This is a genomic window from Exiguobacterium sp. s56, assembly GCF_018618255.1.
Taxonomy (GTDB): domain Bacteria; phylum Bacillota; class Bacilli; order Exiguobacteriales; family Exiguobacteriaceae; genus Exiguobacterium; species Exiguobacterium chiriqhucha.
The window spans coordinates 14,547-36,315 of the sequence record NZ_JACSLR010000012.1 but is presented as its reverse complement, the minus strand read 5'-3'; the positions used below and the strand labels follow the sequence as shown (position 1 = coordinate 36,315).

21 protein-coding genes are annotated in these 21,769 nt (G+C 52.3%); 13 read left to right on the top strand and 8 right to left on the bottom strand.

The features are described 5' to 3' along the window. Positions 1 to 17 precede the first annotated feature (17 nt). From KNP71_RS11590 to KNP71_RS11570, 5 genes are all read right to left on the bottom strand, one after another. A complete protein-coding gene (locus KNP71_RS11590; RefSeq protein WP_131472983.1) occupies positions 18 to 1,403 on the bottom strand; it encodes a sensor histidine kinase in 1,386 nt (461 codons plus the stop codon). After that, positions 1,400 to 2,089 (bottom strand): response regulator transcription factor, encoded by a 690-nt coding sequence (locus KNP71_RS11585; protein ID WP_131472982.1) that lies wholly within the window; start codon positions 2,087 to 2,089, stop codon positions 1,400 to 1,402. The genes KNP71_RS11590 and KNP71_RS11585 overlap by 4 nt, the downstream gene beginning before the upstream one ends. A 169-nt stretch (positions 2,090 to 2,258) precedes the next feature. Further along, entirely contained in the window at positions 2,259 to 2,825 is a 567-nt protein-coding gene (locus KNP71_RS11580; RefSeq protein ID WP_021067763.1) for a GNAT family N-acetyltransferase, read from the bottom strand. 200 nt (positions 2,826 to 3,025) lie between these two features. Further along, entirely contained in the window at positions 3,026 to 4,177 is a 1,152-nt protein-coding gene (locus KNP71_RS11575) for an amidohydrolase (protein WP_021067762.1), read from the bottom strand. 13 nt (positions 4,178 to 4,190) lie between these two features. Further along, positions 4,191 to 5,099, bottom strand: a complete 909-nt coding sequence (locus tag KNP71_RS11570) for a TIGR01777 family oxidoreductase (protein ID WP_021067761.1) — start codon at positions 5,097 to 5,099, stop codon at positions 4,191 to 4,193. Between the two features lie 152 nt (positions 5,100 to 5,251). Here KNP71_RS11570 and recX point away from each other — a divergent pair, with 152 nt between their 5' ends. From recX to KNP71_RS11510, 12 genes are all read left to right on the top strand, one after another. Continuing rightward, positions 5,252 to 6,064 carry a recombination regulator RecX gene (gene recX, locus KNP71_RS11565; protein ID WP_021067760.1) on the top strand — a complete coding sequence of 271 codons (813 nt, stop codon included), beginning with the start codon at positions 5,252 to 5,254 and terminating at the stop codon, positions 6,062 to 6,064. Between the two features lie 49 nt (positions 6,065 to 6,113). Continuing rightward, positions 6,114 to 7,751, top strand: a complete 1,638-nt coding sequence (locus KNP71_RS11560; RefSeq protein WP_214756669.1) for an L-lactate permease — start codon at positions 6,114 to 6,116, stop codon at positions 7,749 to 7,751. A 314-nt stretch (positions 7,752 to 8,065) separates the two neighbouring features. After that, positions 8,066 to 9,790, top strand: a complete 1,725-nt coding sequence (locus tag KNP71_RS11555; protein ID WP_214756668.1) for an ABC transporter ATP-binding protein — start codon at positions 8,066 to 8,068, stop codon at positions 9,788 to 9,790. Positions 9,791 to 9,812: 22 nt separating this feature from the next. Continuing rightward, entirely contained in the window at positions 9,813 to 11,858 is a 2,046-nt protein-coding gene (locus KNP71_RS11550) for an ABC transporter ATP-binding protein (protein ID WP_029596019.1), read from the top strand. Between the two features lie 6 nt (positions 11,859 to 11,864). Beyond that, positions 11,865 to 13,046, top strand: coding sequence for an RtcB family protein (locus KNP71_RS11545; RefSeq protein ID WP_029596018.1), 1,182 nt, complete (start codon positions 11,865 to 11,867; stop codon positions 13,044 to 13,046). Between the two features lie 68 nt (positions 13,047 to 13,114). Next, complete coding sequence (locus KNP71_RS11540; protein WP_021067755.1) at positions 13,115 to 13,429, top strand: YfhH family protein; 315 nt, start codon at positions 13,115 to 13,117, stop codon at positions 13,427 to 13,429. Next, positions 13,426 to 13,695 carry a YfhJ family protein gene (locus KNP71_RS11535; RefSeq protein ID WP_021067754.1) on the top strand — a complete coding sequence of 90 codons (270 nt, stop codon included), beginning with the start codon at positions 13,426 to 13,428 and terminating at the stop codon, positions 13,693 to 13,695. Before KNP71_RS11540 ends, KNP71_RS11535 begins: the two co-directional genes overlap by 4 nt. A 165-nt stretch (positions 13,696 to 13,860) precedes the next feature. Next, the gene (locus KNP71_RS11530; RefSeq protein WP_029596017.1) at positions 13,861 to 14,400 is read left to right on the top strand and encodes a helix-turn-helix domain-containing protein; all 540 of its coding nucleotides are present in this window, start codon (positions 13,861 to 13,863) and stop codon (positions 14,398 to 14,400) included. Positions 14,401 to 14,413: 13 nt separating this feature from the next. Further along, a complete protein-coding gene (locus KNP71_RS11525) occupies positions 14,414 to 15,520 on the top strand; it encodes an ABC transporter ATP-binding protein (RefSeq protein WP_029596016.1) in 1,107 nt (368 codons plus the stop codon). Beyond that, positions 15,507 to 16,328 (top strand): ABC transporter permease, encoded by an 822-nt coding sequence (locus KNP71_RS11520; RefSeq protein WP_021067751.1) that lies wholly within the window; start codon positions 15,507 to 15,509, stop codon positions 16,326 to 16,328. Before KNP71_RS11525 ends, KNP71_RS11520 begins: the two co-directional genes overlap by 14 nt. Next, positions 16,325 to 17,125, top strand: coding sequence for an ABC transporter permease (locus tag KNP71_RS11515; RefSeq protein ID WP_029596015.1), 801 nt, complete (start codon positions 16,325 to 16,327; stop codon positions 17,123 to 17,125). The genes KNP71_RS11520 and KNP71_RS11515 overlap by 4 nt, the downstream gene beginning before the upstream one ends. Continuing rightward, a complete protein-coding gene (locus KNP71_RS11510) occupies positions 17,122 to 18,192 on the top strand; it encodes an ABC transporter substrate-binding protein (RefSeq protein WP_029596014.1) in 1,071 nt (356 codons plus the stop codon). The genes KNP71_RS11515 and KNP71_RS11510 overlap by 4 nt, the downstream gene beginning before the upstream one ends. Before the next feature lie 49 nt (positions 18,193 to 18,241). Here KNP71_RS11510 and KNP71_RS11505 read toward each other — a convergent pair whose 3' ends face one another. The 3 genes from KNP71_RS11505 to exaC form a co-directional block, all read right to left on the bottom strand. Beyond that, a complete protein-coding gene (locus KNP71_RS11505) occupies positions 18,242 to 18,961 on the bottom strand; it encodes a nuclease-related domain-containing protein (RefSeq protein ID WP_029596013.1) in 720 nt (239 codons plus the stop codon). Positions 18,962 to 19,110: 149 nt separating this feature from the next. After that, positions 19,111 to 19,470: a DUF779 domain-containing protein gene (locus tag KNP71_RS11500; protein WP_021067747.1), complete on the bottom strand. Its 360-nt coding sequence runs from the start codon at positions 19,468 to 19,470 to the stop codon at positions 19,111 to 19,113. Between the two features lies 1 nt (position 19,471). Continuing rightward, positions 19,472 to 20,992, bottom strand: coding sequence for an acetaldehyde dehydrogenase ExaC (gene exaC, locus KNP71_RS11495; RefSeq protein WP_029596012.1), 1,521 nt, complete (start codon positions 20,990 to 20,992; stop codon positions 19,472 to 19,474). Positions 20,993 to 21,213: 221 nt separating this feature from the next. Between exaC and KNP71_RS11490 the strand changes: the two genes are divergently transcribed. Further along, complete coding sequence (locus tag KNP71_RS11490; RefSeq protein WP_021067745.1) at positions 21,214 to 21,747, top strand: YceI family protein; 534 nt, start codon at positions 21,214 to 21,216, stop codon at positions 21,745 to 21,747. The last annotated feature ends 22 nt before the right edge of the window (positions 21,748 to 21,769 follow it).

Genomic DNA, 21,769 nt, shown 5'->3' with positions numbered 1-21,769 from the left:
TCGCGGCTGTCTGTTTTTTAAATATCTTCGTCCGGTAAAAGGGGGAGCGTGAGTGTGACGGTCGTCCCGTTGCCGACTTCTGAGGCGAAGTGCATCGAGCCGCCGTGGCGCTCCATAATATGTTTGGCGATGGCGAGCCCGAGTCCGGTCCCGCCGTCTTCGCGTGTCCGTGACTTATTGACGCGATAGAATCGTTTCGTCAATTGATCGAGGTCTTCTTTCGGGATGCCCCGGCCTTCGTCATGAATCTCGGTGACGGCATTGTTCGCGGTCGCATACGTCTTCACATGAATCGATTTGCCGGCTTCCGTATAGCGGAGCGCGTTATCGAGCAAATTCCCGACGACTTGCTCGAGTCGATCGTGGTCCCCGAGAATAATCAAGTCGAAGTCGAGGTCCGTCTCGATGGTGACGCCTTTCGCCCGCGCGATCGGCTCGAAGCGATAGAGAACGTCTTCGAGCACTTGCGAATAGACGACTGGTTCTTTCGTCATCGGATACGAATCACGCTCGAGTTGGGCCAAGTCGAGCAAATCGTTGACGAGCCGTTGCAACCGTTCGGTCTCGCTCTCGATAATCTCATAATATTGATCTTTCGTTTTGTCATCGAGCGACGGGTCTTGAAGCATCTCGGTATAACCGCGAATATACGACAGTGGCGTCCGCAATTCGTGGCTCACGTTCGCCAAGAACTCTTTCCGTTGTTCTTCGACGAGACCGAGCGATTCGGCCATCCGGTTCAGTGTCTCGGCAAGCTCACCAATCTCATCATCGTAATAGATGGGGATGCGGTGCGAGAAATCACCTTTAGCATACACTTGGGACGCTCGTTTCATTTGAATCAGCGGTTGGATGATTGTATCGATAATCTGAGTGCCGAAAATGAGTAAGTTCACGATCATCAAGATGAGCAAGAACGTGATCATGAGCCGAATCGGTTGGAACGGTTCACTGATTTTACTCAGCTCCATATACAGGATGAGCGCATTATCGAGTTCGCCGTCTCGGATGAGCGGGAAGGCGGACATGAGGATGTCGACGTCTTCGGTCGGGTGCTTGCGGGTAACAGAAATCGCATAGCCGTCTTGCAACTTGGCGAGGTCCTGCTCCCGTAAAAACGTCTTGCCCGATCCGAGACTGTCTTCCCGGACGGACGAGAGAAACACTTTCGTCTCGGTCAGTTCGTTCGTGTACGTCATACTGTCGGAAAACGCGTCAGAGAAGCCGTCCGCCTTATAGATGGTGACGAGCTTCTCTCCGCGGTTGATGAGCAGTTCTTCTTGCGTCTGAATATAAAACTTGTCATACAAGTAAAACGTCATGATGATGAACACGAACGCGGAGAAGAGGCTTGCGGTCCAGATGGTGATCCAAATCCGCTTCCGGATCGTGTATTGCTTCATACGGTCGCCTCGAACTTATAGCCGATCCCCCAGACGGTTTGGATGTAGCCACCCGCTTCGCCGAGCTTGAGACGAAGTGTCTTGATATGGGTGTCGACCGTTCGGAGGTTGCCGTGATACTCGGTCCCCCAAATTTGGTCAAGCAATTGTTCACGCGAGAACACTTTCTCTTCGTTCGTGATGAACAAGTAGAGCAAATCGAACTCTTTCCGGGTCAAGTTGACCGTTTTGCCTTTCACGCTGACCGCACGGCCATCGATATCGATCGACAAGACTCCGGTATCGAACGTGGTTTCTTGTTCTTTCGAGAAATTATGCGTCCGACGAAGCGTCGCTTCGATTCGAGCGAGCAACTCGCGGGGGCTGAACGGCTTCGTGATATAGTCGTCCGCGCCAATCTTCAAGCCGTGGATGCGATCGAGTTCTTCTGAGCGGGCCGTTAGCATAATGATCGGCACGTTCGAGAACTCACGGATGCGCATGCATGCCGTTAGGCCGTCGAGTTCAGGCATCATCACGTCGAGCAGCACGAGGTGGAACGACTGTTCTTTCAATAAGTCGATTGCCTCGAGACCGTTCGTTGCTGTGACGGTCTCGTATCCTTCCTTCTCTAAGTTCGAAACGAGTAAATCCCGCATTTGTTCTTCATCATCGGTCACTAAGATGCGAAACGTTGGTTCTGACATTGGGCATTCTCCTTTACAAAACGGTTAACGAGGACGTGTGATAATTCCCTCATACTTCTATCATACCTATCTCTCCGAATTAGAACAGAAATATTTATTGTCGTAAAGTTGTCCTCATGAAATCCACACAAAAACGCCACAAAAAAGCCAATTCTTTGTCAGAATTGGCTTATGCTTCGAGCTGAGCTTCGTACGTATGGTCGAATTCAGGCGCATGGAGTGAGTGCAAGTAAAGTTGGAAACTCGACTTCGACACTTCATACAGAACGTATTCGACATCACCTTGATTGATTTCAGTTAGTAATTCAGACCGAATCTCATTGGCGCAGAAAGCGTACGGCAGTTTTTCCGCCGCCGCGATTGAACGCTCATTCGATTGACGGATTTTCAAAAATACACTTTCAATGTCAAGTTCGAAGAAAAGTTCTGAGAAGAACGCTTCTTTCGCGACTTGATTGTAACCTTTGCCGTGATACGGTTTGCCAAGCCACGTCCCGAGGAATCCATAGCCGGATTCCACATCGAACAAGCTGATTGTCCCGATTGGGGTGCCAAACTCGTTCGTGATGGTACGTGAGATGATGTTTCCTTGCTCTTCTAGCTCGATGATTTGCTTCGTGCTAAATAAAAACTCGTCAAAGTGGACCGTCTTTTGACGGACATATGGAAAGACATCTGGGTGTTGCATCAGTTCGAACAACTCCGCGCAGTCGGTAAGCTCACGAAATTTGAGCACCTTTACATTCCTCCTCCTATTTCAGACCGCTGAAGAATAGTTGTAACGAAAGCATACTTCTGGCTTCGTTGTTCGAACTTGCCTTGGCTGCTCCCTTTTATGAAGTTACAAGATTATTTTATATAGTTTTTTTAAAAAAGCAAGTAAATAAAATGCAACTTCACAAAAAAAAATAAGAGCGCTTTCACGACTGGTGTCACTCACATCTCGTGATGCGTTTTCGAGCGGCTCGTCGAGTAAACGATGTGACCGTCGACGATGGTCATAATCGGCTTCGACATGTAGTCGAGCGGGAAGTGGCTCCATAGGACAAGATCGGCATCTTTGCCGATTTCGAGCGAGCCGATGCGGTCGTCTACTCCGAGCGATTCAGCCGGATGAATCGTGATGGCGCGGAGCGCGACGTCGACGGGAAGCCCTTCGCGGGCAGCAAGACCGGCGCACAAATTCAAATATTGAACCGGCGTATAAGGATGGTCCGTCGTGATGGAGACGATCATATCGTGCTCATGTAAGATTCGGTACGTCTCCCACGTCTTGTTTTGGAGCTCGATTTTCGACTTCCGTGTGAACGTCGGTCCGACGGTGACATGTTTGACACCGAGTTCGCGCAACTTTTCGGCGACGAGATGTCCTTCCGTACAGTGCTCAATCCGATAATCGAGGTCAAACTCTTGTGCGAAGCGGACAACCGATAAAATATCGTCGGCGCGGTGGGCGTGGACACGAATCGGCATCTTGCGATCGAGCGCCAATTGAATCATCTGGCTACCGAACGTGCCGATCGTCTTTGTCGAATCAACGGTCCGGAACGCTTCACGCAACAAGCCCATGATTCCCATCCGGGTCAACTCGCCGGATTTCCCCATGCTGTGGACGCGCTTCGGGTTCTCGCCGAGCGCGAGTTTCAGGCCGGCATAGCGGCGGAGCACCATGTCCTCGATGAAGCGGCCATGGGTTTTGATGACACTCGTCACGCCGCCGATGACGTTCATACTGCCAGGCATGACTTGGACGGCCGTCACCCCGGCCATGAGCGCTTCCCGGAAGCCCTCATCGAGCGGATAGACGCCATCGATGGCCCGTGCGTGCGGGGTCATCGCCTCGACGGTCTCGTTCGCATCGTTCCCGACTGAACCCGTCCCTTCGTCATACAGTCCGAGATGGGTGTGGGCATCGATGAAGCCGGGGAACAAGAAGTTGCCTTCGGCTTCGATGACCGTCTCTCCGTCGAGCGGGTCCAACAAGTCCGCCATCTCGACGATTTTGCCGTCTTTGACGCGAAGGTCCCCGTAAAAATGTGGTGCGGTGATCGGATAGATATGGGCGTTACGAATTAACAAATTACTCACGTGCTAGCTCCTTTCAAGTCAAATGAAGTAGTTGTTTCAGGGCGGGTTCTAACGTTTCATAACGGAACCGGAAACCGTGGTTGAGGGCTTTCGTCGGAACGACTTTCGCTCCTTCGAGGACGATGACGCTCTTCTCTCCGAGTGCGAGCTTGAGGAGCGGCGCCGGGGCGGGTGCCCAGTGGGGACGATGCATCACCCGGCCTAGCGTCTTCCCGAATTCGTCCATCGTGACAGGCGTCGGTGCCGTGCCATTGACGGGTCCCTCGATCGTACTCGTCTCGAGGATATGGACGAACAGACGGACGAGGTCGTCTAAATGAATCCACGGCACCCATTGCTTGCCGGAGCCGAGTCGTCCACCGATACCAAGCGTGTACGGCAACTTCATGAGCGGGAAGGCGCCGCCGTCATTCGATAAGACGACACCGGTCCGCATCGTGACGAGACGGATGCCCATGTCTTGAACGGGTTGCGCCTCTTTCTCCCACAACACGCAGACGTTGCCTAAAAAGTTGGTTCGGTCGGGGAGCGGTGTCGCTTCCGAATACGTGATGGATCGATCTTCACCGTATATCCCGATGGCGGACCCGCTGATGACGACGCTCGGCTTGCGTTTCATATTTTTAATGATGCGGACGACTTCTTTCGTCCCATCGATCCGACTTTGAAGAATGGCTTGCTTTTGTTTGTGCGTCCAACGTCCGTCGTTGATCGAGGCTCCTGCCAAATGGACGATGGCATCGACGTCTTGAAGCTCGGATTCAGGATGACTATCGGGCGTCATCCATTCGACGAACGAGATCCCTCCTTGCCGCGGACGTGGGTGGCGCGTCAATACGACGACTTGATGTCCGGCTTCGGCGAGCGCGCGTACGAGCGGTCGGCCAATCAATCCGGTACCACCAGTGATTGCTATTTTCATGGGTCTCCCTCCAATATCCTTTAAGCGATTTCAAAACGGGTATGAGGACTATAGGAATGTCTTGTACAGATAATACCCCTTCTTCTAACTTATCAAAAATCCTGCCCGAACGGGGAACGTGATATGTTAGAAGCAGGAAATGGAGGGATTTTGTGAAAATCGCCAAGTTTACGACCCAGAAGAAAAATCAAGATCGATTGAACGTCTTTGTCGAAAAGGACGGACGGGAGGAATTCGCGTTTGCCATCGACCTCGACGTCTTCATCAAATACGAATTGACGAAAGGGATGGAACTCGAGGACGATTTCGTCCGGGACGTCCTTCAAGCGGAAGAAGAACAGAAAGCGTACAAAGCGGCCGTCAACTATTTATCGTATCGAATGCGTGCCGTCTCAGAGGTGCGTGACTACCTCGTGAAGAAAGAGATAGATGAGTCAGCCATCAAACGCGTCATTGAACGCTTGATTGAACAGCGCTATTTGAACGATGCCGAGTTCGCCAAAGCTTACACCCAGACAAAGTTCAATACGAGCCCGAGCGGACCCGTGAAAATCAAACGAGAACTCGCTCAGCTTCAAATCGCTCCGGATCTTATCGAAGACGTCATCGCCGCCATCTCGCACGAAGACCAGCTTGAAAAGGCCGGAAAGTTCGTAAATCGGAAACAAATGGAAACAAATCGCCGTTCCGCCACAGAAGTGCAACAAAGAATTCAACAAACCCTGATGCAAAGGGGATTTTCGTTTGATATCATTTCAGAGGCGATTCTCACGTTTTGGGAGAACGAGGATGAGGACGTTGAACTTTCAGCTTGTCTGACACAGGCTGAAAAACTGAATCGAAAGTTTAGCGGGTACGCCCCATATGAGCGGAAACAACGGATGAAGATGCAGCTTCGTCGCAAAGGTTTTCCGTATGAGGTGATCGAGAGGGCGTTAGAGAGGCTCGCTGAACAAGAGTCATAATGGGAGATGTTTTTACGGTAGGGGAAAAAACTGAAAAGGTGGGTCTACATTGACGATTTTTGAATGGATTACAGCACTGATGCCGATTGTGGCAGTGCTCATCTTATTGGTCATTATGCGTTTACCGGCGTCGGTTGCGATGCCACTATCTCTTGTCTTGACGGCTGGACTTGCGTTCTTCGTCTGGCAGCTCGACGCGACGCGAATCATGGCGGCGACGCTACAAGGACTTGTCATCGCCGTTACGACAGTCTGGATTGTTTACGGTGCGATTGGAATGATGAATACGATGAAAGAGGGCGGCGGCATGAACGCCATCCGTTCCGGCTTCATCAACATTACGCCCGATCCCCGGATTCAAGTGCTCATCGTCGGTTGGTTGTTCGTCTCATTCATCGAAGGCGCATCTGGTTTCGGTACACCGGCCACGGTTGCGGCACCACTGTTAATCGCACTCGGCTTCACGCCGATCGCTGCCGTTGTCATCGCCTTGTCGGCAAACGTATCGGCCGTCACGTTCGGCGCGGTCGGAACACCGGCCTTAATCGGGATTGGGAACGGGCTGTCACTTGACGTCAACCAACCCGAGACGATTGAGTTTTTGACAACCGTCGTCTTGCAGACGGTGCTCATCGATATGTTCGTTGGTCTTTTTATCCCATTCATTTTAATCTTGATGCTGACGCGATTCTTCAGTAAAGAAAAATCGATTAAGCCGGCGCTCGAAGTATTCCCGATCGCGATCGTCGCGGCGCTCGTCTATAGCATCCCGGCCTACATCTGGACGCTCATCCTCGGATTCGAGTTCGGGGGTATGCTTGGTGCATTGACGGGTCTCATCATTCTCGTCACGATGGCACGCAAAGGCATCCTCATGCCGAAACGGTTATGGACGTTCGACGGCTATGCCGATGAAATCGATCAACCGCTCGAGAAGCCGTCCGTCGGCAAAGGCAAACGCGAGCTTCCGCAATGGAAAGCGTGGGCCCCTTACTTGATTTTAACGATTTTCCTCGTGTTGACGCGGACCGTGCCGTTCTTGAACGAACTGACGCGTAGCGTCCGCATCGATTTGCCGAACATTTTGAGTATCGAAGGCATCTCGACATCGTGGGAACCGTTCTATTCACCAGGCTTCATGTTCATCTTGACGATGATTGCGACGTTCTTCCTCCATAACATGAGTTGGTCGCAAGTGACCTCGGTGTTTAAAGCGACGACGCTCGGTGTCGTCGGGACGGCGATCACGCTCGCTGCTTCCGTGCCGATGGTTCGGATTTTCATTCATTCGGAAAATGGTGGGGCAGGTCTCGCTTCGATGCCGGTCGAACTCGCAACGGCTGCGGCCGACACGTTTGGTGGCGTCTGGCCGCTCGTCGCACCGTGGATTGGTGCGCTCGGGGCGTTCGTTTCCGGGTCGGCTACGTTCTCGAACATGATGTTCTCGAGTTTAACGACGAATGTCGCCGAGTCGGTTGGAGTCAACGAGACACTTGCCTTGTCGATGCAGATGGCGGGGGCGAACGCCGGTAACATGATTTGCGTCTTGAACGTCGTCGCAGTCGCCTCGGTGGCAGGGCTCCTCGGAAAAGAAGGAACGATTATCCGCTATACGCTCATGCCAATGATTTATTACGTGACAGCGACCGGTCTTGTCGGTTTGATGCTCGCTGCATTCTTCTTGTAAAAAGTTACAAATTATTTACGATAATAATATTGACAATTTTCTGAACAGTCTGCTAAGGTTTTAGTAGATTTTCAAACTATGAACAGAGAGGAGCCAGCATGATGAAGTACATCCCAACACTACAACGCACACACACAACATCATATGGCTACTCGTATTTGACTGCATAATTTGGCAGCTGGATAGGGGTAGTGTCCTTTCCCTGACCATGCAAAAGACTGAAGACTCAGAAGCGTACTTCATCCGATTGGTTGCACAATCAGGTGACGTGCGCTTTTTTGCGTGCGCGGAAAGGACGAAAGGGGGAATCAGTCATGAAACTGATTAAACAATTAGATTGGTTTATTAAAAGACAAAAGCGGACGTATATCGTCGCCATCATCTTGTTGATTATCACCGGGGTCGTCGATATGCTCCCGCCGTGGATCATCGGACAGGCGATTGATGCGATTCGCGAAGGCAGCCTGACGACAGAACGGCTTGTTATGATTGTCGGGTCATTGCTCGGCATCATGGTATTATCGTACGTCCTTTCGTATGTATGGATTGCCCGCCTCTTCGGGACGGCGTTCCTGCTCGAGAAAAAACTGCGGGCCCGATTCTTCGGACATCTGCTCCGGCAGACACCGCGCTTTTATCAACAGCACCGCACGGGTGATTTGATGGCGCTCGCGACGAACGATTTGAAAGCGGTGGAACGGACGGCTGGATTCGGTGTCATGACACTCGTCGACTCGTTCAATATGACACTCATCGCTCTCACCATCATGGGAGTGTTCATCGATTGGAAATTGACGCTCGCGGCACTCCTGCCGATGCCGCTCCTTGCCTGGTCGATGAATAAGCTTGGCCGCCAAATCCATGCCCGCTTCACAGCGGCGCAGGATGCGTTTGGCGTGATGAACGACCAAGTCGTCGAATCGATTTCAGGCCTTCGGGTCGTCCGCTCGTTCGTCCAAGAAGACGCGGATACGAAAAAGTTCGATACAATCACCGACGACGTCATGGCCAAAAACATGCACGTCGCCAAAATCGACGTCTTGTTCGAACCGGTCATTAAACTGCTCGTCGGCTTGAGCTATTTGATCGGGTTGTCGTTCGGCACGTACCTCGTGTTCACGAATGACATCACGCTCGGACAGCTCGTCTCGTTCAATATTTATCTCGGGATGCTCATTTGGCCAATGTACGCGTTCGGGGAACTGATTAACGTCGTACAACGGGGAACGGCTAGCCTCGAACGAATCGAAGCGACGATGAACGAGACACCGGATGTCGTCTCGACCGGCACGGTCGAAGTCGGCGTCCCGGAGAAAATCACGTTCAAATCATTGTCGTTCCAATATCCAGGATCGACCCGCGCCTCGCTCGAAGACATCGTTTTGCACGTGTCGCGTGGTGAGACGATTGGGGTCGTCGGACCGACCGGGGCCGGCAAGACGACGCTGTTGCGTCAATTGCTTCGGGAGTATCCGATTGATGACTCGTTACTCGTCAACGGTGTCCCGATTCACGACATCAAACTCGATACGGTACGCGGTTGGAGCGGTTACGTCTCGCAAGAACATTTGCTGTTCTCGAAGACGGTCCGCGACAACATCTTGTTCGGCTCAAACGATGCGTCGGCACAAGATCTCGAGACGGCGATCCGGCTCGCGGCGTTCGATACCGATATCGAACATTTGGAAAACGGTCTCGACACGGTCGTCGGGGAGCAAGGGGTTATGCTCTCGGGCGGTCAGAAACAACGGCTCTCGATTGCCCGCGCCCTCTTGAAAGATCCAGAGATCCTTTTGCTCGATGATTCGCTTTCAGCGGTCGACGCCAAGACGGAAGCGCGCATCATCGATTCGGTCCGGACGAGCCGGGCCGAACAGACGACGTTCATCGTCGCGCACCGCCTATCCGCTGTCGCCCACGCCGACCAGATTCTTGTGTTACAAGACGGTCGCGTGACGGAACGGGGCACGCATGACCAACTGATGGGACGACGCGGTTGGTATTATGAACAATACGTTCGACAAGGAGAGTCGGAGTAATCCGGGAAAGGGGGAATCTCTCATGATCGATCAATATGAATTAGATCCAGTCCGCAGGAAGAAAACGATCCGTTCACTCGTCGGCTATGCCAAACAAGTGAGACGCTCGATTTTCCTCGGTTTGACCTTACTATTTTTAGCGGTCGGCGCCGAATTGGCCGGACCGTACATCGCCAAAATCATCATCGACGACCACATCGTCGCCATTGAGCGGGATTGGGTACAAGTCGAGTCAGGCGGGAGTGTCGCTTTTGACGGAAACTCCTATGAAAAAGAGACGAGGGTTGACGGAGAGACGGTCGTCCGTCCCGTCTCGATCGTGCAGACGACAGACGGCTATTATCTCGTCCCTGACGCCGTCATGAGTGGTGGCGTCCGTGAGGTCGAAGATGGTGTCCTCACCATTACACGAAGCGAAGAGACGGCAACGTATGACAACATCGTGCCGCTCTCGTCGACCGATGTCTTCCGCTTTTACGAGACGGATTTGCGGGCCGTGCTATTGCTGTCTGGTCTGTACGTCGTCTTGCTTCTTATCGCGGCAGGGTTGAACTGGGGGCAACAGATGCTCCTCCAACGCTCGGCCCATAACATCGTCAAAACGATGCGCCTTGACGTCATGCGGCATTTGCAGACGATTCCGGTCCGTTACTTCGACCAGACGCCAATCGGGAAAATCGTCAGCCGGGTCACGAACGACACCGAGACGATTCGCGACCTATATTTGGGCGTCCTCGCACGTGTTTTCCAAAGCGTCGTCATGATGATCGGAGTCTTGATCGCCATGTTCTTCTTGGACGTGCGCCTCGGTCTCGTCTCGCTCATCATCATCCCGGTCGTCATCGTTTGGATTAAATTGTTCCAACGCCTGTCGACCCGGAACAACTTCCGTGTCCGCGCCCTCGTCGCGGATATGAACGCCCAATTGAATGAGAGCATCCAAACGATGCCGATCATTCAGTCGTACGTCAAAGAAGATCTCGTCTATGACGAGTTCAACGAGAAAAACAGTGACAACTTCCAAACAAGACGGAAGCTGCTCAAACTGGATGCACTCATGTCGCACAACTTGGTCAACTTCTTCCGCAACATGGCACTCGCCTTACTCATCTGGGTCGTCGGTGCGCAGACGCTCGGAACGGGGAGCGTGCTCACGCTCGGGATTTTGTACGCCTATATCGATTACGTGTCACGGATTTTCGAACCGGTGACGCAAATCATGAACCAGCTGTCTCCGCTCCAACAGGCACTCGTCTCAGCAGACCGGATGTTCCAGTTGCTTGACGAGAAAGGGGAAGACGTGTCGGCGGAACGAATCGCTCGCTTTAAAGGTGAGGTCGTGTTCGACGATGTGTCGTTCAGCTATGAAGCCGGGAAACCGGTACTCCAACACATCGATATCCATGCGGCACCAGGTGAGACGGTGGCGCTCGTCGGACATACCGGCAGCGGTAAGAGTTCGATCATGAACTTGCTCATGCGCTTCTATGACCCGTCAGAAGGAACGCTCAACATTGACGGTATGGACGTGACGAAACTACCGACCCAAGCCGTCCGGGCCCATCTCGGCATCGTGCTTCAAGACCCGTTCTTGTTCACAGGCTCGATTCGGACGAACGTGACGCTCGGCGACGAGACGATTTCGGACGACCGCGTATGGCGCGCATTGACGGCGGTCGGAGCCGATCGTTTCGTCAAACAGTTGCCACACGGGCTAGACGAGCCGGTCATCGAACGCGGCGCCTCGCTCTCGAGCGGAGAGCGCCAGTTGATCAGCTTCGCCCGCGCCCTCGTCTTCGACCCGGCCATCCTCGTCTTAGACGAAGCGACGGCAAGCGTCGATTCAGAGACGGAAGCACTCATCCAAGACGCGCTCAAGACGCTCACGTACGGCCGGACGACGTTCGTCATCGCGCACCGTCTCTCGACGATTCGGGAAGCGGACCAAATCCTCGTCCTCGACCACGGTCACATCATCGAGCGGGGTAACCATCAGTCGCTCATCGCGGCAGGCGGCGTTTACGCCCGGATGCATGAGCTGCAAAGTAAACAACAAGCCATCAGTTGAGGAGGTATTATGGAGATTATCGGAAAGCATAACCGGGCCAAAGTATTCAATGAACGGATTGACGATACGACGCGGGCCCAAATCCAAACGCTCGTCGACCAACCGTTCACGAAAGGCGCCTCGATTCGAATCATGCCGGACATGCATGCCGGCAAAGGGTCGGTCGTCGGGACGACGATGACGATTCACGACAAGGTCGTACCGAACCTCGTCGGCGTCGACCTCGGGTGTGGCATGCTCTGCACGGAAATCAAGGTGAAGCGAATCGACTTTCAACGGCTCGACGACGTCATCCGTCAATACGTACCGAGCGGGATGAACATCCGGGATACAGCACACCCATACGCCTCTGAGCTCCCGCTCGAGGACGTGCGGGCGCCGTATAAGCTGGACCGGGCCCTCCGCTCGGTCGGCACGCTCGGCTCGGGCAATCATTTCATCGAAGTGAACCGGGACGAAGCCGGACGCACGTTTCTCGTCATCCACTCCGGCTCACGCCACCTCGGTGTCCAAATCGCTGACCATTATCAACAGTTGGCGGTCGAGCACATGATGAAGACGGTCGACATTCGAGACGAGATTGAACGGATGAAGGCAACGGGACGGCAACAGGACATCTCGGCCTATCTCGAGACGGAGCGCGAGGCACGGAAACGTTTCCGCGACCTCGCCTACGTCGAAGGGGAAACGATGGAAGATTACATGCACGACGTGCGCATCGCACAGCAATATGCGGCCGCCAACCGTCTCGCCATGACCGACGTCATCGTCGAGGCGATGAACTGGAACGTCGTCGATCAATTCGATACGGTCCACAACTACATCGATCACGACGCGATGATGCTTCGAAAAGGGGCCATCTCGGCGCGGGACGGCGAGCGGGTCATCATTCCGATGAACATGCGCGACGGTTCGCTCATCTGTACTGGCAAGGGCAACCCCGACTGGAACTTCTCGGGACCACACGGCGCCGGTCGCGTCATGTCACGCTCGGCCGCGCGAAAACGCGTCGACTTCAACGAATTTAAAAAGTCGATGGCAGATGTCTGGTCAAGTTCGGTCCGACCATCGACGATTGACGAGTCACCGTTCGTCTATAAGTCGATGAAGGAAATCGTCCGTTATATCGAGCCGGCCGTCACCATCAATCAAATCATCAAACCGCTCTACAACTTCAAGGCGAACTGAACATCGTTTCAGTTTCGCCTTTTTCTTTTCTGAGAAAAATCTGATACGCTACAAGAGAGGTGAGCGAAATGGAAAAACGATTGAGCGATTTATCAAAATATGAGCTCGAACAAGAGATTCGAGCGCTTCATGAACGGAAGCGGAAAGCCGAACAGATGGGCATGGTCAGTGAAATCGAGGTCGTCTTGCGACGGATCGCGATTGCCGAGAGTTATTTGATTGACCCGAAATCGTTCAAGCCGGGGGCGACGTATATCGTCAACTATAACGAGCGCCCGTTCCGTTTGAAATTTGTGAACGGCGTCATGGGCTGGGGGACGTTCGAAGGGGAGACGGCTGAACATGCGATTCCGCTCTCGGAGCTGTCGGAGGTGAAAGCATGAACCGGACCGAACAATACGAGCGCTTGGCAGAAATCTTGAAACAGAAGAACGATGTCTTGAGCGAGCTCGAGGCGTTGACGTGGGTTGAAGTGCTGTGGGAGGATTTTGAGACGACGCTCGCCCGTGCCGGTGAACCGTATCCTGGGGAAGCAAAATCGTTCCAATACGTCGTGCAACAAATCGATGCGTACGGCCCCCAGCTCCACCTGTTTCAAACGAAAAATGAGAAGTTCAAACACTTGATGTCCAAGCGCGACATCCATTAAAAATCACGCCGGAAATCGGCGTGATTTTTTACTTGCAAACTGCACACAATCCGTTATAATAAAGGTCGCTATTAGTTCGCTTTGTAGTTAAGTATTTATAAACTTTCTTTAGTTGGAATCATCTTTCACTAAACTTGAATCAAAGCTGAAAGGAGGGATTGTGACTTGGAAGTCGGTCAAAAAATCAAGCGGCTCCGCGTCAAGAAAGGGCTGACGCAAGAAGAGTTGGCCGAGCGCACGGATTTGAGCAAAGGCTATATTTCTCAAATCGAGCGTGATTTGAGTTCACCTTCGCTTGAGACACTATTCGACTTGTTGGAAGTGCTCGGATGTTCGCCGAAAGAATTTTTTGATGAAGATGTGAATCAAAAAGTGATCTATACCGAGGACGATCGGACCATCTACGTCGACGAGGAGCGGAAATATCGGACTGAATGGCTCATCCCGGAATCGAACGAAAAAGAGATGGAACCCATTTTACTAACGTTCTCGAAGCAGGGCGAGTTCAAACGATATGAGCCGTCGCGATCGGAGACGTTTGTCTATGTCCTATCGGGGCACATCGCGCTAAAACTTGGCAATCATACGTACTTCGCCAAGACCGGAGAAACACTCTATTACGTCGCCTCCGATTCGCATCAACTCGTCAATGACTACGACGGCGAGAGTGAATGTTTAATCGTCGCGACCCATTCATATTTATAAGGGAGGAACTGAAATGAACCCAGAAACGATTATTCGCTTTGACAATGTGTCGAAGCGTTACGATGACACCGTCGTCTTAGAAAACATCAGCTTCGAGATTGAGAAAGGGAAGTTCTACACGTTGCTCGGGCCATCTGGATGTGGGAAGACGACGATTTTACGCTTAATTGCCGGCTTCACGGATGCGTCAGCAGGCGATATCCAGTTCAACGGGAAACGCATCAACGACGTCCCGGCGAACAAACGTCAAGTGAACACCGTGTTCCAAGACTATGCGCTCTTCCCGCACTTGAACGTGTTCGAGAACGTCGCGTTCGGTCTGCGCATCAAGAAGATGAAAGAAGCGGACGTGAAGACGAAAGTCGAACAGGCGCTCAAATTCGTCAACTTGAAAGGGTATGAGTCACGTGAAATCGATGAGATGTCAGGCGGGCAGCGCCAACGTGTCGCCATCGCCCGGGCCATCGTCAACGAACCGGAAGTCATCTTGCTTGATGAACCGCTCTCGGCGCTCGATTTGAAACTCCGGACCGAGATGCAATATGAGCTCCGCGAATTGCAACAGCGTCTCGGCATCACGTTCATCTTTGTCACGCATGACCAAGAAGAAGCGCTCGCGATGTCGGATGAGATTTTCGTCATGAATAACGGGAAAATTGTACAAAGCGGGACACCGACTGATATTTACGATGAGCCGATTAACCGTTTCGTCGCCGATTTCATCGGGGAGTCGAACATCGTACCGGGCGTCATGCCAGAAGATAACGTCGTCACGTTCGCCGGGAAGACATTCGATTGCGTCGACCAAGGGTTTGACCGCAACGAGAAAGTCGAGGTCATCATCCGTCCGGAAGATTTAGAGATGACATCGGTCGAATCTGCGAAACTTGTCGTCGACGTCGACTCGCAACTGTTCCGAGGCGTTCACTATGAGATTTGCTGCTATGACCAAGAAGGCAACGAATGGCTCGTTCATTCGACGAAAAAATCGGTCGTCGGTTCGAAAATCGGCCTCACGTTCGATGATGAGGCGATTCACGTCATGCGCTTAGGAGAGACGGAGGAAGAGTTCGACCGTCGTCTCGAGTCCTATGAGGAGGTCGCTCATGAATCAAACTAGTCAAACCGCGAAGACGGTCTATTTGACGACCTACTGGTTATGGATTGCGCTGTTCGTCATCGCGCCGCTCCTGCTCGTCGTCTACTACTCGTTTTTTGATATCGAAGGGAACTTGAGTTTAGAGAACTATCAGATGTTCTTCACGTCGACGTATTTGACGATGACGTTATCTTCTTTCTGGTATGCGTTCTTGATTACGTTCTTCTCGCTTTTGATCGGGTATCCGACCGCCTATTTATTGACGAAGACAAAGCATAAGCAACTTTGGCTTTTGCTCATCATTTTGCCATCATGGATCAACCTATTGCTCAAAGCCTATGCGTTCCTCGGCATTTTCGGGACATACGGCATCACGAACCAGTTTTTAGAGGCCATCGGTATCGGGACACGACAGATTTTGTTTACGGACTTCAGTTTCGTGTTCGTGTCAGTTTACATCTTCATCCCGTTCATGATTTTGCCGATTTATAACGCCATCGAGAAGCTCCCGCCGTCGCTCGTCTATGCGTCGCGCGACCTCGGGGCCTCGAACTGGACGACGTTCCGCCGGGTCATCTTCCCACTTACGCTCGACGGTGTGAAGTCAGGGATTCAAATCGTCTTCATCCCGGCGTTGTCGCTCTTCATGATCACTCGACTGATTGCTGGGAACCGAGTCATCACGCTCGGGACGGCGATTGAACAACAATTCCTCGTCACGCAAAACTGGGGCATGGGCTCGACGATTGCCGTGTTCTTGATTTTGGCGATGGTCCTCGTCATGGTCATCACACGTGACTGGGGCGCGAAAGGAGCGGTGCGTCGATGAAACCGAAAAAATTTAAATTAGCCAACCTCTATTTGATAGCGGTGTTCTTCATCCTCTATGCACCGATTCTCTATTTGGTCGTCTACTCGTTCAACAGTGGCGGGACGATGAGTAACTTTGAAGGCTTTACGCTCGATTGGTACAAGTCGCTCTTTACCGACACGCGCCTGCTCGTTATCGTCTTGAACACGATTGTCATCGCCTTGCTGTCGGCGACGATTTCAACCGTGCTCGGCGTCATCGGGGCGCTCGCTATCTATACGGCGCGACAACGCTTCACGAAGACGTCACTCTTATCACTCAACAACGTGTTGATCGTCAGTCCGGACGTCATCATCGGGGCGTCGTTCCTCATCTTGTTCACGATGCTCGGGATTCAGCTCGGCTTTTACTCGGTGCTATTGGCGCACATCGCCTTCTCGGTACCGATTGTCGTCATCTTGGTCTTGCCGAAGCTGCAAGAGATGAGCCCGACGCTCATCGATGCGTCGCGTGACCTTGGGGCAAGTACGTGGGACGTCTTGACGAAAGTCATCTTGCCGTATATCACACCGGGTATCTTTGCCGGGTTCTTCACGGCACTCACGTATTCGCTCGATGACTTTGCCGTCACGTTCTTCGTGACCGGAAACGGCTTCACGACACTTGCCGTTGAAGTCTACTCACGCGCCCGTCAAGGCATCTCGCTCGAGATTAACGCCTTGTCAGCCATCTTGTTCTTGTTCACACTCATTCTCGTCCTTGGGTATTATGTGCTCGCCCAACGCGGTGGTAAAGCGAAGGAGGTAAGACGATGAAAAAATTGGTCATCATGTTGACGGTACCGGTCGTCGTCAGTTTCGGCCTCTTGCTCTGGGTGTATCAAATCAATATGGCGCAAGGGTTCGGCGGCGATAACACGCTCGTCGTCTACAACTGGGGCGATTATATCGATGAAGACTTGATTGGAGAGTTCGAGGAAGAGACGGGCTTGAAAGTCATCTATCAGACGTTCGACTCGAACGAGGCGATGCTCACGAAAATCGAGCAAGGCGGTACGGCGTTCGACATCGCTGTCCCATCGGATTACGCCATCAGTAAAATGATTGAAGAAGACCTGCTCTTGCCGATCGATTATGACAAGCTCGAGAACTTCGATAACATTGACCCACGTTTCCTCGACAAGTCGTTCGACCCGGGCAACACGTACTCAGTCCCTTACTTCTGGGGGACGGTCGGCATCGTGTATAACCCTGAACTCGTCGACGGTGAGATTACGTCGTGGAACGACCTATGGGACATGCCGCTCGAGAATGACATCTTGCTTGCAGACGGGACCCGTGAAGTGATGGGCTTCGGTCTGAACTCACTCGGTTACTCGCTCAACACGACGGACAAAGATGAGCTGCTCGAAGCGGAGAAGAAGCTCGAGACGCTCTGGCCGAACATTAAAGCGATCGTCGGCGATGAAATCAAGATGCTCATGGCCAATCGCGAAGCGGCCGCGGCCGTCGTCTGGTCAGGTGACGCCTCCGAAATCATGTACGAGAACGAAGAGTTGACGTACGTCATCCCGGAAGAAGGGACGAATCTCTGGTTCGACAACCTCGTCATTCCGAACACATCGAAAAACGTCGAAGGCGCGCACCAGTTCATCGACTTCATGCTTGACGCGGAAATCGCGGCCCGAAACACCGATTATGTCGGATATTCGACACCGAACGAAGCGGCACTTGAATTTTTAGATGAAGAAGTGACGTCAGACGAACGTTTTTATCCGACAAAAGAAGTGACGGATGAGCTCGAAGTGTATGAGAACTTAGGCAAACGCATGAACGCGTACTACAACGAACTATACTTGCGCTTTAAAATGCAGAGTAAATAAAAGGAGTCCCGCTCACCGTGAGCGGGACTTTTTTGGATGGGACAGCCCATCACGTCACCCGTTGCTTGGCGGCGATATGGGCTTCCTTGACGGCTTCGTCAGCAGATGCGAATTGGAGCAGGTGCTCGTAGATGGCCGTCTGTTCCGCCAACGTCAACCGGGCCTCACCTGGCAAGGCAATCTGTTGTTTCCATGTCTTCCGGTTCAACACGGGAACGTCCGCCACATCAATGCGCTTCAAGGTCGACCGGTCGCTGAAGACGATCCAAGAGTGTAATAGACTCCGCTCCACAGCAATCGTTTGTTCCATCGCTTTCATATGTAACTCGTTTTGTTTGATCGGATTGAAAAACCGGAACTTCTTTCGGTTCGGCATCGATTGGGTCCAATGCCGTTCTTGTTCATGTCCAAAAATCCAGCCGCTATAATTTTTCGACTCAATCACGTGGACACCGCTCTGGTTGATGAACACCACATCGATTTCAGTCGTACGCTCTCGATTTTTTGGATGGGGCAAATATAGATTCGTCAATATGAAGGGATTCGGGACGCGCTCCTCGATGGCGGCGACACATAAATATTCGCCGTATAAGCCGGTGTCTTGAACGACTTTGAAATAGCTGTGTCCGGTCTGGGCGAAATAGCGGCTCCGTTTATAACGCTTGACCTTCGTATACAATATACCGCTCATCACCAGGAACAGAGGACCGAATAGACTGACCAATGAAATCATCATACCGTTAAGCATGCTCGTGAGAAGCTCGGACATAGGCTGCCTCCTTTCGTGTCTCTTTTTACTATATCGAATCGAGTCGATTGTTAGGTTGGTTTTTGGGTTAAATTGGAAATGTGATTTTGAGAAAAGGGTGCCCTTTGACTAAAAAAAGACCAGCCCTCGAGATGGCTGGTCTTCTACATTCAACTCTGTTGCAACTCGGCCCGCTCTTCGTCCGTGAACACGCGGGAACGGCTTAAAAACCGTTTTCCTTCGACGCCCTCGACCGAGAACATACCGCCCCGGCCCTCGACGACGTCGATGATGAGCTGGGTGTGCTTCCAGTAGTCGTATTGCTTCTCGTGCATATAGAACGGACAACCGCCGATTTCGCCGAGCAGGACGTCATGATCTCCAATCATGAATTCGCCTTGCGGGAAACACATCGGGGAGCTCCCGTCACAACAACCGCCCGACTGGTGAAACAAGAGCGGTCCATGTTTTCGTTTCAGCTGTTCGAGGAGCGCGAGCGTGGCGGGGGTGGCCTCGACGCGGTTCACCATCTCAGAAGAACCCGAGTTTTTGTTCGCTATAGCTAACGAGCATGTTTTTCGTCCGTTGATAATGGTTGAGCATCATCTTATGGTTCTCGCGACCGATTCCAGACATCTTGTATCCACCGAACGCGGCATGGGCCGGATATTGGTGATAGCAGTTGATCCAGACGCGACCTGCTTGAATCTCGCGACCGAACCGGTAGGCGCGGTTCATGTCACGCGTCCAGACGCCGGCACCGAGTCCGTATAACGTGTCGTTCGCGATGGCGAGCGCCTCGGCGTCGTCTTTGAACGTTGTCACCGATAAGACCGGTCCGAAGATCTCTTCTTGGAAGATGCGCATCTTGTTATGGCCTTTGAAGATGGTCGGCTGCACATAATAGCCGTCGGCGAGTTCGCCGTCCATCATGTTGCGTTCGCCGCCGATGAGGCACTCCGCGCCCTCCGACTTTCCGATCTCCAAATACGACAAGATCTTTTCCATCTGCTCATTCGAAGCTTGGGCACCCATCATGACGTCAGGGTCGAGCGGATTGCCGAGCTTGATGGCTTTGACTCGTTCGAGCACCCGTTCCATGAACGGCTCATAAATCGACTCGTGAATGAGCGCGCGTGATGGGCACGTGCATACCTCGCCTTGGTTCAAAGCGAACATGACCAGCCCTTCGATCGACTTGTCAAAGAAATCATCATCCGCATCCATGATGTCCGCGAAGAAGATGTTCGGTGACTTCCCACCGAGTTCGAGCGTGACCGGGATGATGTTTTGTGAGGCGTACTGCATGATGAGTCGACCTGTCGTCGTCTCACCCGTGAAGGCGACTTTGTCGACGCGGTCGCTCGACGCGAGCGGTTTGCCGGCCTCGAGTCCGAACCCGTTGACGATATTCAACACGCCTGGCGGGAGTAGGTCTTCAATCAATTCCATGAGCACCATGATCGAAGCCGGCGTCTGTTCGGCTGGTTTCAATACGATACAGTTTCCGGCAGCGAGAGCCGGCGCGACTTTCCAGACCGCCATTAAAATCGGGAAGTTCCATGGGATGATTTGGGCGACGACACCGAGCGGTTCATTGAAATGATAAGCGACCGTGTCGTTGTCGAGTTCACTGATGCCGCCTTCCTGTGACCGGATGACGCCCGCAAAATAGCGGAAGTGATCGATAGCGAGCGGTAAATCGGCATTGAGCGTCTCGCGGACGGCTTTCCCGTTTTCCCACGTCTCGGCGTATGCGAGCATTTCGAGGTTCGTTTCCATACGATCGGCGATTTTATTTAAAATGACAGAGCGTTCAGTGACCGACGTTTTGCCCCAGGCGTCTTTGGCAGCATGGGCCGAATCCAAGGCGAGCTCGATATCTTCTTTCGTTGAGCGGGCGACTTCGCATAAAACTTTACCATTTACCGGAGAGGTGTTCTCAAAATATTCTCCCCCTGCAGGCGCGGTCCACTTTCCGTTGATGTAATTCTCATAGCGGTCTTTAAAGTGAACTTTCGTGCCTGTCGAGTTTGGGACTTCATAAATCATGGTCGTTCCTCCCTTTTCCGTAAAGTATAGGGATTCTATGTATGCGCTTACATTTTACTGTAAGTCAACAGCTCCCTTTTTTCATCGTAACGGGTCGATGTGATAAAAGTCAAAATTTTTCGACAATAATTTGTCACATTTAAACGGGAATGTTTTGAAGTCAAGAATTGTGGTAAACATCATATTAGTATCAATTCCAAATCGAAGGAGTGGACAGATTCATGGCAAAAACATATCAAGTCGACCCGGCACACAGTTCGATTACATTTACGGTCAAGCATATGATGATTTCGAAAGTAAAAGGGGAGTTCAAAGATTTTCACGTCGAGGCGAACGGGCAACCGGACGATCTCGCGAACGCGAGCGTGAAGGTGACCATCAAGGCGGCATCAATCGATACGAACAACAGTGACCGTGACAACCATTTACGGTCTGGAGACTTCTTCGATGTGGAGCAACATGAGGACATCGTGTTCGAGTCGACATCGTTCCGCTCAAAGGGTGGCGGTGAATTCGAATTGACCGGGAATTTAACGATTCGCGGGACGACCCGGGAAGAGACGTTCGAAGTCGAGTACGAGGGAAGCGCGAAAGACCCGTGGGGCAATATGAAACACGCTTTTACCGGGGACGGGTCAATCAACCGAGAAGATTACGGATTGACGTGGAACCAGGCGCTCGAAGCGGGTGGCGTTCTCGTCGATAAAAAAGTCAAATTTGATTTTGAGCTCCAGTTCACGGAGTCAGAGGCATAAAAAAAGTCGCTCTTGTGAGCGA